Origin of the sequence: Bradyrhizobium rifense, from assembly GCF_008123425.1 — a bacterium.
Classification (GTDB): domain Bacteria; phylum Pseudomonadota; class Alphaproteobacteria; order Rhizobiales; family Xanthobacteraceae; genus Bradyrhizobium; species Bradyrhizobium rifense.
On the sequence record NZ_VSSS01000011.1, the window covers coordinates 74697 to 87854 of the forward strand.

The 13158-nt window shown below is 64.7% G+C and carries 10 protein-coding genes; 6 read left to right on the forward strand and 4 right to left on the reverse strand.

From position 1 onward, the window contains the following. Positions 1 to 10: 10 nt before the first annotated feature. Positions 11 to 1558: a histidine ammonia-lyase gene (gene hutH, locus FXB40_RS05200; RefSeq protein WP_148771131.1), complete on the reverse strand. Its 1548-nt coding sequence runs from the start codon at positions 1556 to 1558 to the stop codon at positions 11 to 13. Next, positions 1555 to 2769 (reverse strand): imidazolonepropionase, encoded by a 1215-nt coding sequence (hutI, locus tag FXB40_RS05205; protein ID WP_148771132.1) that lies wholly within the window; start codon positions 2767 to 2769, stop codon positions 1555 to 1557. Before hutI ends, hutH begins: the two co-directional genes overlap by 4 nt. 85 nt (positions 2770 to 2854) lie before the next feature. Here hutI and FXB40_RS05210 point away from each other — a divergent pair, with 85 nt between their 5' ends. From FXB40_RS05210 to FXB40_RS05235, 6 genes are all read left to right on the forward strand, one after another. Then, positions 2855 to 4213: a formimidoylglutamate deiminase gene (locus tag FXB40_RS05210; protein WP_148771133.1), complete on the forward strand. Its 1359-nt coding sequence runs from the start codon at positions 2855 to 2857 to the stop codon at positions 4211 to 4213. Beyond that, on the forward strand, positions 4210 to 4938 hold the full coding sequence (gene hutC / locus FXB40_RS05215; protein ID WP_148771134.1) for a histidine utilization transcriptional repressor HutC: 729 nt from the start codon (positions 4210 to 4212) through the stop codon (positions 4936 to 4938). The genes FXB40_RS05210 and hutC overlap by 4 nt, the downstream gene beginning before the upstream one ends. A 107-nt stretch (positions 4939 to 5045) precedes the next feature. Then, a complete protein-coding gene (locus tag FXB40_RS05220; RefSeq protein WP_148771135.1) occupies positions 5046 to 5990 on the forward strand; it encodes an ABC transporter substrate-binding protein in 945 nt (314 codons plus the stop codon). A gap of 70 nt (positions 5991 to 6060) precedes the next feature. Then, positions 6061 to 6834, forward strand: coding sequence for an ABC transporter permease (locus FXB40_RS05225; RefSeq protein ID WP_148771189.1), 774 nt, complete (start codon positions 6061 to 6063; stop codon positions 6832 to 6834). Next, positions 6831 to 7616, forward strand: a complete 786-nt coding sequence (locus tag FXB40_RS05230) for an ABC transporter ATP-binding protein (RefSeq protein WP_187436679.1) — start codon at positions 6831 to 6833, stop codon at positions 7614 to 7616. The genes FXB40_RS05225 and FXB40_RS05230 overlap by 4 nt, the downstream gene beginning before the upstream one ends. Next, positions 7609 to 8841 (forward strand): Zn-dependent hydrolase, encoded by a 1233-nt coding sequence (locus tag FXB40_RS05235; RefSeq protein ID WP_148771137.1) that lies wholly within the window; start codon positions 7609 to 7611, stop codon positions 8839 to 8841. The genes FXB40_RS05230 and FXB40_RS05235 overlap by 8 nt, the downstream gene beginning before the upstream one ends. On the opposite strand, the gene bamA is transcribed toward FXB40_RS05235, so the two are convergent. Next, positions 8838 to 11354, reverse strand: coding sequence for an outer membrane protein assembly factor BamA (bamA, locus tag FXB40_RS05240; RefSeq protein ID WP_148771138.1), 2517 nt, complete (start codon positions 11352 to 11354; stop codon positions 8838 to 8840). The two genes, FXB40_RS05235 and bamA, sit on opposite strands and share 4 nt — an antisense overlap. A 227-nt stretch (positions 11355 to 11581) precedes the next feature. Continuing rightward, positions 11582 to 13150 carry a GMC family oxidoreductase gene (locus FXB40_RS05245; protein ID WP_148771139.1) on the reverse strand — a complete coding sequence of 523 codons (1569 nt, stop codon included), beginning with the start codon at positions 13148 to 13150 and terminating at the stop codon, positions 11582 to 11584. Between the last annotated feature and the right edge of the window lie 8 nt (positions 13151 to 13158).

Below are 13158 nucleotides of genomic sequence, written 5' to 3' on the forward strand. Positions count from 1 at the left end.
CGAGTCTTGTTCAATCAAGTCTTGGGAACGGATCGGTTGGAAGTGCGGCGAGCGCGACGGCCGGCAGCGCATCGTCTTCGATGAGCGCCGCAGCCTTGGCGAGATCGCCGGCCATGTAACGGTCGGCCCCGAGCGCGGGCACCTGCTCACGCAGCGCCGCGATGACGGCGACGAGCGGCGCGCTGGTCGCATGCGGTGCGCGCAACGTGATGCCTTGGGCTGCGACCAGAAGCTCGATGCCGAGGATCGCGGCGAGATTGTCGGCCATATCGGAAAGACGCCGCGCGGCATGCGCGGCCATCGAGACGTGGTCTTCCTGGTTGGCGCTGGTCGGCGTCGAGTCGATCGAGCAGGCCGCCGCGCGCTGCTTGTTCTCGGAGTAAAGCGCGGCGGCCGTTACCTCGGCGATCATGAAGCCGGAATTGATGCCGGGATCGGGAGTGAGGAACGGCGGCAGGCCGAAATTGAGCGTGGGGTCAACCAGCGTCGCGATGCGCCGCTCGCTGATCGCGCCGATTTCCGACAGCGCCAGCGCGATCGTATCGGCGGCAAAGGCCACCGGCTCCGCGTGGAAATTGCCGCCGGAGACGATCTCGCCGGTCTCGACCAGCACCAGCGGATTGTCGGTGACAGCGTTGGCCTCGGTGATCAGCGTGCGCGCGGCCTGCGTGATCAGGTCGAGCGCGGCGCCCGCAACCTGGGGCTGGCAGCGCAGGCAGTAGGGATCCTGCACGCGCTCATCGCCTTCGAGGTGCGAAAGCCTGATATCGCTGCCGTCGAGCAGCGCAGTCAGCGTCGCGGCTGCGGCGATCTGGCCGGGATGGCCGCGCAGCGCCTGGATTTCCGGGCGGAACGGGGCCGTCGAGGCCATCGCCGCGTCGACCGACAGCGCACCCGTGACAAGCGCGGCACGGGCCAAGCGAAATGCGCGCAGCACGCCGGCGATGGCGTAAGCCGTCGAGAACTGGGTGCCGTTGATCAGCGCGAGGCCCTCCTTGGGGCCGAGTGTCAGCGGCGTAAGGCCGGCAGCAGCAAGTGCCTCGTGGCCTGACACGGTCTTGCCGTCGACGATCGCCTGCCCCTCGCCGATCATCACCGCCGTCATGTGCGCGAGCGGGGCGAGATCGCCGGAGGCGCCGACCGAGCCCTGCTGCGGGACCAGCGGATAAACCCGCCGCGCCAGCATGGTTTGCAATTGCTCGATCACCGCGCCGCGCACGCCCGAGGCTCCGCGCCCGAGCGAAACGATTTTCAGTGCCATCATCAGCCGCACGATCGGCTCGGGAGTCGCAGGGCCGACCCCACAGCAATGCGAGACGATAAGATTGCGCTGGAGCAACGCAGTCCGGTCCGGCGGAATGCGCTTCGACGCCAGCTTTCCGAAGCCGGTATTGATGCCATAGACGGGCGCCGCGGCTTGGGCGGCCTTTGCGACGATCTGCGCCGCCGCCCCGATACGCGGCCAGAATGACGGATCGAGCACGACAGGTTGCCCAGCAAGCACGCGCGCGAGATCGTCGAGGCTGACCGTTCCCGGCTTGACGACGATCTCGGTCACTGGCCCCTCCAGACACGGCGATGCAGCGGATTGAAACCGATGCGGTAGATCAGCTCGGCGGGGCGCTCGATGTCCCAGATCGCGAGGTCGCACCATTTGCCGGCTTCCAGCGTGCCGGTCTCGTCAAGCACGCCGAGCGCCCGCGCGCCTTCGCGGGTTATGCCGGCCAGGCATTCGGCGACAGTCATCCGGAACAGCGTTGCGCCCATGTTCATCGCGAGCAGCAGCGAGGTCAGCGGCGAGCTGCCCGGATTGCAGTCGGTCGCGAGCGCCATGGGGACGCCGTGCCTGCGAAAGCCCTCGACCGGCGGCTTCTGCGTCTCGCGGATGAAATAGAAGGCGCCGGGCAGCAGCACGGCCACCGTTCCGGCCTTCGCCATCGCCGCAGCACCGGCTTCGTCGGTATGTTCCAAATGATCGGCAGACAGCGCGGAGAATTTTGCGGCGAGTGCAGCACCGCCAAGATTGGACAATTGGTCTGCATGAAGCTTGACCCGCAGCCCAAGCCTCCTTGCCGCCTCGAACACCCGCGCCGTCTGCTCCGCCGAGAACGCGATGCCTTCCATGAAGGCATCAACGGCATCGGCAAGGCCCGCCTTTGCAACAGCAGGCATCATCTCGTTGCAGACGAGATCGATATAGCGATCCTTGTCGCCGTCGGCCTCCACCGGCAGCGCGTGCGCGCCGAGGAACGAGGTGCGGATCGCGATCTTCCGCTGGCGGCCGAGACTGCGCGCGGCGGCGAGCTGGCGCATCTCGGTCTCTGCATCGAGGCCGTAGCCGGACTTGATCTCGATAGTCGTCGCACCCTCGCCGATCAGCGCATCGAGCCGCGGCAGCGCGCTCGCGACGAGTTCAGCTTCGCTCGCCTTGCGCGTTGCGGCCACCGTCGAGACGATGCCGCCGCCGGCGCGCGCAATCTCCTCGTAGCTCGCGCCTTTCAGGCGCAGCTCGAACTCGTGCGCGCGGTTGCCGCCATAGACGAGATGGGTGTGACAATCGACGAGGCCGGGCGTGATCCAGCGTCCTTCGCAATCGATCCGCTTGATAGCGTCCGCATCGACCGGAAAGTCACCCGCCCCGCCCGCATAGACGATGTGGCCGCCGTGCGTAGCGATCACGCCATGCTCGATCTCGCCGAGATCGGGACGGTCGGCCCGCATCGTGGCGAGCCGGGCGTTATGCCAGATCCGGTCGAAGCGCTCTGCCATGCGGATGTCCCTTGGTCGTGGGATGCTTGACTTATATGTCTAGACATATAATCGTAAGGTGGTTCTGTCCAGCCGGCGTGTCATCATGTCCCGACTGCATTTCGCCTCCGCGCTCCTGCCCTCGGGCTGGGCCAATGACGTGCAGGTGGTCATCACCGCCGGCGCGATCGCGGAGGTGACGCCAGGCGTTCAGCCTGCCGCCGGCGACGAGCGCCACGCCATCGCGCTTCCGGGATTGGCGAGCCTGCACAGCCATGCTTTCCAGCGCGGCATGGCGGGGCTTGCCGAACTGCGCGGTGACTCGACCGACACATTCTGGACCTGGCGCGAGACGATGTATCGCTTTGCGCTGGCGATGACGCCGGACGATGTCGCTGATGTCGCGACACTACTTTATGTCGAGATGCTGGAGCGGGGTTTTACCCGCGTCGGCGAATTCCATTATCTGCATCATGATCGCGACGGCTCGCACTATGCAGATGTCGCCGAGATGGCCGCGCGCATTGCGCAGGCTGCTGAAGCCTCATGCATCGGCCTGACGCTGCTGCCGAGTTTTTATGCGCACGGCTCCTTTGGCGGCGCCGCGCCGCATGACGGTCAACGCCGCTTTATCTGCTCGGTCGATCAGTTTGCCAAGCTGATGGCGGCCTCGCGCAAGGCTATCGCAAACTTGCCTGGCGCCAACATCGGTATCGCGCCGCACAGCCTGCGTGCGGTGGCGCCGGACGAGCTCACGGCGATCATTCCGCTCGCCGAAGGCGGGCCCGTGCACATTCATGCCGCCGAGCAGGTGAAGGAAGTCGAGGATTGTCTGACCTGGTCGGGACGACGCCCGGTGCAATGGCTTCTGGAGCATGCACCGGTCGATCAACGCTGGTGCCTCATTCACGCGACCCACATGACGGATGACGAAGTCAGCGCATTCGCGAAGACCGGCGCGGTGGCGGGTCTCTGCCCCATCACGGAAGCGAGCCTTGGCGACGGCATCTTTCCGGGGCGAGAATTTCTCGACGCTGGCGGGCTGTTCGGTGTCGGCACCGATTCCAATGTGCTGGTCGGCGTCGCCGACGAGCTGCGTCAGCTTGAATACGGCCAACGGCTCAAGCACCGCGCACGCAACGTGCTCTCAGGCGGTGCTGGCCGTTCGACGGGGCGCACACTGTTCGACGATGCCCTTACGGGGGGCGCCCGGGCGCTGGCGCAGCCGATTGCGGGCCTCACGCCGGGCGCGCGTGCCGACATCGTCACGCTCGACGCTATGCATCCGTCGCTGGCGGGACGCGCGCGCGACGCCGTGATCGACGGCTGGATCTTTGCGGCAGGCAGTGGCGCGATCGATTGCGTCTGGGCCGGTGGCAACAAGGTCGTTGAAGGCGGGCAGCATCAATTGCGTCAGGCCGCGCGCGAGCGCTTCAACGCAGCGGTGCGGAGGCTCGTTGCATGAGCCTTGCCACCGACGCCGCCGACAAGCCGACGCTCTACAAGCGCATCCGCGCTGACATCGAAAAGCGCATCCTGACCGGCGAATGGCCGCCAGGTCATCGCATTCCATTCGAGCACGAGCTGGTCGCGCGCTACGGCTGCTCGCGCATGACGGTGAACAAGGCGTTGTCGGAGCTCGCGCAGGCCGACCTGATCGAGCGCCGGCGCCGCGCCGGCTCGTTCGTCCGCCGGCCACAGCATCAGTCGGCCGTGCTCAAGATCGCCGACATGCGCGCCGAGATCACCGCGCTTGGCCGCACTTACGGCTACGAGTTGATCGGCCGCAAGCTGCGCGCGGCGACTGCCGCCGACCGCGAGCGGCTTGGCGTCAAGAAGGCCGGCAAGGTGGTTGCGATCTCTTGCCGTCACAGCGCCGATAACGTGCCGTTCGCCGTCGAGGACCGGCTGATCGATCTGTCGTCGGTGCCTGACGCCGCGACTGCCGATTTTTCGCGCGAGCCGCCGGGCTCGTGGCTGCTTCATCATGTCCCATGGACAGAGGCCGAGCATACGATCAGCGCCATTATCGCGGATGATCGCACGGCGGAAGCGCTCGACATCGCCGTCGGCGCGCCATGCCTCGTGATCGATCGCTATACCTGGCGCAGCGCGCGCACGATCACCGCGGTGCGCCTGCTCTATCCCGGTGACTCTCACCGCCTTGTCGCGCGATTCAAGGGAGGCTGAGAGAACGATGTCGGCACAAATCGTGCAACGCTTCGGGCAACGGTCCCCCACAGACCGACAGAGATCAACAGGACGTCAAACCATCGATCGGCAAGAGGACGACAATCATGCGTAGTTCGACAGTTTTTGCGACAATCATTGCTCTCGCAGCCGCCACTCCCGTGCTCGCCGACGACGTCAAGGTCGGCGTCGGCATCTCCGGATGGACCGGCTTCGCGCCGCTGACGCTGGCAAAGGAAGCCGGCATCTTCAAGAAGAACGGCCTCGACGTCACCATCAAGAAGATCCCGCAAAAGGACCGCCACCTCGCCATCGCCTCCGGCGACGTGCAGTGCGCCGCGACCACGGTCGAGACCTGGATTTCCTGGAACGCCAACGGTGTCGCGACCAAGCAGATCTTCCAGCTCGACAAGAGCTTCGGCGCCGACGGCATGGCCGTGCGCAACGACGTCACGTCGATCAAGGAGCTGAAGGGCAAGACGGTTGCGGCCTCCGCGCCCGGCACCTCGCCCTATTTCGCGCTGGCCTGGATGCTGAAGAAGAACGGCCTCACGGTGAAGGACGTCACCGTCGTGAACCTCGAGCCGGCGGCCGCCGCGCAGGCCTTCGTCTCCGGCCAGAACGATGCCGCGATGACCTACGAGCCGTATCTGTCGACCGTGCGCGCCGCGCCCGACAAGGGCAAGATCATCGCCACCACGCTGGACTATCCGATCGTGATGGACACGTTCGGCTGCACGCCGAAATTCCTCAGCGAGAATCCGAAGGCGGCGCAGGCGCTGGCCGACAGCTATTTCGAGTCGCTCGACATGATCGCCAAGGACCAGACCAAGGCCTATGAGATCATGGGCGCCGACGTGAAGCAGACCGGCGAGGCGTTCGGCAACTCGGCAAAATATCTGCGCTGGCAGGACAAGGCCGCGAACCAGAAGTTCTTCGCGGGCGACTTCCTCGCGTTCAACAAGGATGCCGCCGACCTCCTGCTCGAAATCGGCATCATCAAGGCGGCGCCGAAAGTCGAAGACCTCTTCGACGCGAGCTTCATCAAGTAAGCCTGGATAAGCTGCTGGTCCCGCCGCGCGGTGGGACCAGCACATGATCGACCATTCGGATAGACTGTTGATGCGTCCCCTGGATTCCGTGACATCGAAGCAGCGCGTGGCCTATGGCCTCGCGTTCTTCGTGCTGTTCGTCGCCCTCTGGTCCTGGGCGACCTTCGGCGGCCATGTGTCAAAGACCTTCCTCGCCAACCCGCTGACCATGGTGCAGGAAGGTTATGACCTCCTGGCCAAGCAAGGCTTCCTGTTCGACATCGGCATGACGATCTGGCGCGTTGTCGGCGGTTTTGCGCTCGCCGCGATCATCGCGGTGCCGCTCGGCGTGCTGATGGGCGCCTACAAGCCGGTCGAGGCCTTCCTCGAACCGTTCGTCTCCTTTGCGCGCTATCTGCCTGCCTCGGCTTTCATTCCACTCCTGATCCTGTGGGCCGGCATCGGCGAGTTGCAGAAGCTGCTGGTCATCTTCATCGGCTCGGTATTCCAGGTCATCCTGATGGTCGCCGTGACAGTCGGCGCGACGCGGCGCGATCTGGTGGAAGCCGCCTATACGCTCGGCGCCAGCGACCGCGGCATCATCCGCCGCGTGCTGCTGCCATCCTCCGCACCCGAAATCGCGGAGATCCTGCGGTTGGTGCTGGGCTGGGCCTGGACCTACGTCATCGTCGCCGAGCTGATCGGCTCGTCCTCCGGCATCGGCCACATGATCACCGACAGCCAGGCGCTGCTCAATACCGGTCAGATCATCTTCGGCATCATCGTCATCGGGCTGATCGGCCTCCTCTCGGACTTCATGTTCAAGGCGTTCAACGCCTGGCTGTTTCCGTGGAGGCTCGCATGACCACGCTGAGGATCGAACAGGTCTCGCGGACCTTCCCGGCGCGCCACGGCAACGCGCCCACAAGAGCGCTGGAGCCGACCGACCTCATCATCGGCAACAACGACTTCGTCACGATCCTTGGGCCCTCCGGCTGCGGCAAGTCCACGCTGCTTCGCATCGTTGCAGGCCTCGACCGTCCGACCAGCGGACGCGTCACGCTCGATGGCCGCGAGGTCACCGGCCCCGGCGCGGATCGCGGCATGGTGTTCCAGTCCTACACGCTGTTTCCCTGGCTCACCGTGCGCGAGAACATCGCCTTCGGCCTGCGCGAGCGCGGCGTGCCGGAGGGCGAGCGCAACAAGGTTGCGGATGCCTTCATCCGCCAGGTCGGACTGTCCGGCTTCGAGAACCATTGGCCGAAGCAGCTCTCGGGCGGCATGCAGCAGCGCACCGCGATTGCACGCGCGCTCGCCAATGATCCAAAGATCCTGCTGCTCGACGAACCCTTCGGCGCGCTGGATAACCAGACCCGCGCCTTGATGCAGGAAATGTTGCTGGGCATCTGGGAGCGCGACCAGAAGACCGTGCTGTTCGTGACCCATGACATCGAGGAGGCAATCTTCCTCGGCAGCCGCGTCATCGTCATGAGCGCCCGCCCCGGCCGCATCAAGGCCGAGATCAATGTAGACCTGCCGCATCCGCGCTCCTACAAGATCAAGACTACGCCCGAATTCGTCCAGCTGAAGGAACGGCTGGTCGAGGAGATCCGCACCGAGGCGCTGAAGGTTGCCGAACATGCCTGATACTCAGTCCCACGCCAATGGCGAGCGCGTCCTCGCCGATCTCAATGCGCTGCGTGCGCTGGGCGCCTACAAGACTGGCGTGCACAAGCCGACCTTCTCCGAGCCGCACAGGCAATCGCTGGACTGGCTGGTGCGGAAGCTGCCCGAGGCCGGCCTTGCGGGCGCGATCGACGGCATCGGCAATGTCCTCGGCACCAGTGCGAAGCCCGGACCGAAATTACTCGCCGGATCGCACCTCGAGAGCCAAAACTACGCTGGCTGGCTCGATGGCCCACTCGGTGTCGTCTATGCGCTCGAGGCGGCGCGCGTGCTCAACACAGATCCCTCGGTGAAAGGCGCGGTCGAAGTCGCCGCATGGTGTGACGAGGAAGGCCATTTCGGCAGCTTCCTCGGCTCGCGCTCCTATGTCGGGCAGGTGACCGAAGCGGAAATCGATGCCGCGCGCGACCGCACCAATGGCCGCACCATGCGCGACGCGCTGGCCGCCATGGGGCTTGCCGGACGCGCCCGTGTCGCCGCCGAGCCGGGACGGCACGTCGGCTATCTCGAGGCGCATATCGAGCAGGGCGACACGCTCGAGAGCGACAAACTCGCGATCGGCGTCGTGACTTCCATCGTCGGCATCTGGCAGTACCGCATCGCTTTCGCCGGTGAGCAAAACCATGCCGGTACCACGCGCATGGCCGTGCGCAAGGATGCCGGCCTGACGCTGGCCAAATTCTGCGTGGCGGTCGACCAGCGTTTCCCGGCTGCATGCGGACCGCGCACGGTCTGGACCACCGGTCGCATCACGCTCGATCCGGGCGCGCCGAGCATCATTCCGGGTGGCGCGGAGATGCTGTTCCAGATCCGCGACGACAACCCGACGATAATCGCGCGGCTGGAAAAGCTGCTGCGAACGATGGCGGACGAGGCCAATGGCAAGGGCCCCTGTACCGTGACCGTGGAGCGGATACGCGTGGGCGCGCCCGCCATGATGGATACACGCTTCCAGGATGCGATCGAGGCCGCGAGCAAGGCCCTGGCCGGCGGACGATCACTGCGCATGCCGAGCGGCGCCGGGCACGATGCTCAGATGCTCGCGACCATCATGCCGGCAGCGATGCTGTTCGTGCCCTCGATCGGCGGTATCAGCCATCACTGGACCGAGAACACCGCCGATGCCGACATTATCACCGGCGCGCAGGTGTTCGTCGATGCCTGCCGGCGGATTCTCACAGGCTAGAACGACGTACCGCCGCCGAACCTGAACTGCTGCACGATGTCGTATTTGCCTTTCGTGAGCGGCACAGCGTAGTCGAAGCGCAGCGGTCCGAACGGCGAGGCCCAGATCAGGCCGACACCGACTGACGAGCGCACCACGCTGCTGTCGTCATATTGCAGTCCGCAGGTCGGGCAAGCCTTGGTATTGACCTCGCCCGTCGCCGCCCATGAGGTGGGCCCCTGATAACCCCAAAGCGAGCCGGCATCGGCATAGACCGCGCCCTTCAGCCCGACCTCCTTGGGCAGGAACCAGAAGGGCATCTGCAACTCCGTGGACGCGCCCCAGTATTTCGTACCGCCGAGCGCATCGCCGGTGGCGCCGAAGCTTGCATAGGTGATGTCACGCGGACCGATACCGTTGGGCGCGAAGCCGCGCACGAGGTTCGGGCCCATCTGGAAGTGATCCAGCATGCGCAGATCGTTGTTGCCGATCTTGTTGAGAACACCGCCCTGGAGATGGATCACACTGATAATCTCTGACACCAGCGGCGTGTAGTATTTGGTGTCCAGCGCGGTTTTCAGATAAGTGACGTCGCCGCCGACGCCGGCAAAATCCTGCTTGAAGTCGATGAGCAGGCCGTCGTTCGGGTTCTTTGTGTTGTCGAGCGTATTGTAGGTCAGCGTATAACCCACGGCCGAAGTCAAGGTCGGGCCGCTCGCCAATTCCTTGCGGATCGGCAGGCTCGATTCGCCGTCAGCGTAGCAGCCGTAGCCGTAGTAACCTGAACTTGTCGAGTTGGTGGGATCCACTCCGCCCAGCACGCTCTGGATGTAGGCCGGCGTCGGGTTGAAGGCCAGCGATGTATTGGCTGCGTTGTTGTTACAATTGTTATAGGCGCTGGGGAGCGTGATAGTCTGCTGATAGAGCGAGTAGCGGAGCTGGAGCGACAGGTCTTCGCGCAGCGCGAAGCCCAGGCGCGGCGAGAAGCCGAGCGTCGTCACCGAGTAGCTGGTATAGCTGTTCGACAAATTCTCGCGCCAGTAGGTGTCAAATCCAAGTGCGACCCGGTAGTCGAGCAAATAGGGCTCGACAAAGGACAGCGACACGCCGCGGGCGTACTGGCCGTAAGTCACCGACGCCTTGGCATAGAGGCCCTTGCCGAACAGATTGCGCTCGGAGACCGAGACCTCGGCGAGCGCGCCGTCGGTCGTGGAGTAGCCGCCAGAGACCGAGAAATCGCCGGTCGACTTCTCCTCCATGTCGACGATCAGGATCACACGATCGCTGGAGGAGCCGGGCTCCGTGGTGATCTTGACGCTCTTGAAATAGTCGAGGTTCTTCAACCGGCGCTCGGCGCGGTCGACCAGGGCGCGGTTGTAGGCGTCGCCCTCGGAGATGTCGAATTCGCGCCGGATCACGTAGTCGCGCGTGCGGGTATTGCCCCGCAGATTGATGCGCTCGATATAGGTGCGCGGCCCTTCGTCGATGTTGAACACGACCGAGACGGTGTGTGATTCGAAATTCCGGTCACCGCCCGGACGCACCACCGCGAAGGCATAGCCGCGGCGCGAGGCTTCGATCTGCATCTCCTCGGTCGACTTCTCGACCGATTCGACATTGTAGAGCGAGCCGACATTGACGCGCGAAAAGCCGCGCAGCGAGCTCGCGTCGAAATTGGCGATGCTGGAGTGAAAGTCGACTGTACCGACGCGGTATTGCTGGCCCTCCTCGATCTTGAAGCTGACGAGGAAACCCTTCTTGTCCGGATCATATTCGGTCAGCGCCGCCACGACCTGCGCATCCGCAAAGCCGTTCTTCAGGTAGAAGCGGCGGATCAGGTCGCGGTCGGCCTCGACCCGGTCCGGATCGTAGATGTCACCGCTGCTGAGGAAGCTGAGCAGATTGCTCTCATGCGTCTTGATCACGTCGCGCAGGCGCGCGGCCGAGAAGGCGCTGTTGCCGATGAACTCGACCGACTTGACGCCGGTCTTGACGCCCTCCTCGACCGTGAAGACGAGATCGACGCGGTTGTTCGGCTGCTCGATGATTTCAGGCGTGACGCGGACGTCGTAGCGGCCCGAGCGACGATAGATCTCGGCGATCCGCAGCGTGTCGGATTGCACCATCGCGCGCGAGAAGGTCCCACGCGGCTTGGACTGGACCTCGGCGGTGAGCTGCTCGTCCTTGATCTTCTTGTTGCCCTCGAAGGCAACGCGGCCGATCACGGCGTTTTCCACCACCGACACCACGACATGGCCGCCGGCCCGGTTGACCTTCACATCCTGAAACAGGCCGGTCTCGATCAATGCCTTGAGGCCGTCGTCGAGGGCGGCCTGGTCGAACTGCCCGTTGGGGCCGGCCTTGAAGTAGGAGCGAACCGTCTCGGCCTCGACGCGGCGATTGCCTTCGACCACGATCGTATCCATGGCTTGCGTCGCCGCGGCCGGCTGCGGCAACAGCACCAACGGAAGTGAGGTTGCAATCGACACGCCACCCACGACCGCCGCGACAAGCCAGGCCCGCAAAAACGACATTCCACACCTCAAGAGCAGCTGACTTGCTCTGAAACGGGAAAGCTGTGGCCACGGTGTGGCTTTCAGATTGCTGTACTGTTTCTGCGGATTGAGTTTGATTGAGCCGCCGACGCACATAGCGCCGTACGCGCGGCGTTTGCGCAAAGAGCCAGCAACATCAGGCAAAACAAGGCTTGTTTACGGGCGGCTGGGGCGAGTTCGGCACCATGTCTCACGCCCGTCACGCCTTATGTTGCGCCCTTCAACCGATCGGCCATGCGCTCAGCGATCGCGACCGTGGTCAAATGAGTGTTGGCGCGCGGCACTTCCGGCATGACCGAGGCATCGATCACGCGCAATCCCGTGCATCCCATCACCCGGCATTCGTGATCGACGACCGAACGCGCGTCGTCCGGCGCGCCCATTCTGCAGGTGCCGCTGGCGTGCTGCGCGTCGCTGCACTCGGCGAACAGCCAATCATCCAACCCCGCATCACTGAACGGCTCGTCCATGGAGCGTCCGCTGGCGCCATAGTCGACGCGGTCGGCGATATCGGTCACCGCAGGCTGCAGACAGATATCACGCAGGCGGCGGACGCCGTCGCGCATGCGCAAGAGATCGCGAGAGTCGGACAACATGCGCTCCTCGATGGCCGGATCGACCTCAGGGTCGGTCGTCACGATGCGGACGTGCCCCTGGCTGAAAGCCTGATAGACGGAAACCGCGATGCGTCCCAGCGTGACTTCCACCATCGATTGCGACGAGCGGGCAAGATTGCCGGCGATCATGATCATGTCGTTGTCGCCTGCGTCTGCGAGGCCCGAAGAGTAGCGCAGGCAACAATTGGTGTGCCGGTGCATCAGCGTGCTCACCTGGCTGCCTTCGCGCAAATGCAGCAGTGCGTTGACGATCGGATGGTCCAGCAAATTCTCGCCCACCGGCAGGTCCGCGCGGATGGGGATGCCGAGTCTCTCCAACAGGGCGGCAGGACCAACGCCGGAGCGCTGCAGGATAGCCGGCGAATGGATGGCGCCGGCGCAGAGGATAACGTCACGCGTCGCGCGGGGCGTGTAGGATCGACCGTTCACGCGGACATGGACGCCGTTGGCGTGCAGCCGATTGCCTTCGAAGGTGATGGTGTCGACCAGCGCGTGACCGACGATGTCGAGGTTGGTGCGATCGCGCGCCGGCTCCAGATAGCCGTCATTAGTGGAGATCCGTAAGCCGCCCTCGCTGTTGATGGCGTAGGGCGAGACGCCGGTGCCGGTTGGCGCGTTGTGATCCTCACACCAGCCATAGCCGAGGCCGAGGGCCGACGCGCGCAGCGCGCGGTCGACGTTGCCCCAATCCGGGATCGGAGCGCGATACACCGGGATTGGACCCCGATCGCCGTGATAGGGCGCGTCGGGGAAATTCTTGTCCGTCTCGAGCTTGCAGAAATAGGGCAGAAGCTCGTCCCATGACCAGCCCGAGCAGCCCGCGGCCGCCCAGCGGTCGATGTCGTCGGGAACAGCACGGATCGCGATCTGGCCATTGATTGTCGAGCTGCCGCCCATGGCGCGGCCACGCCAGAGCAGCAGCGGCTGCTGCCGCTCGGTGCGTCGCGCCAACAGTTTCGGCCAGCGGAAGTCGTCGTCGCCGATGGCGCGCATCGGGTTGGGGATGCGGATATGTTCCGGCGTGGTTGCAGTGCGGAGATCCCGCCCCGCCTCGAGCAGCAGCACACGATGCGATGGATCTTCGCTGAGGCGCGCGGCCAGCGTCGCTCCGGCGGAACCTCCGCCGATGATGATCGTATCGTATTCCTGTTCAATCACGTCCTGCG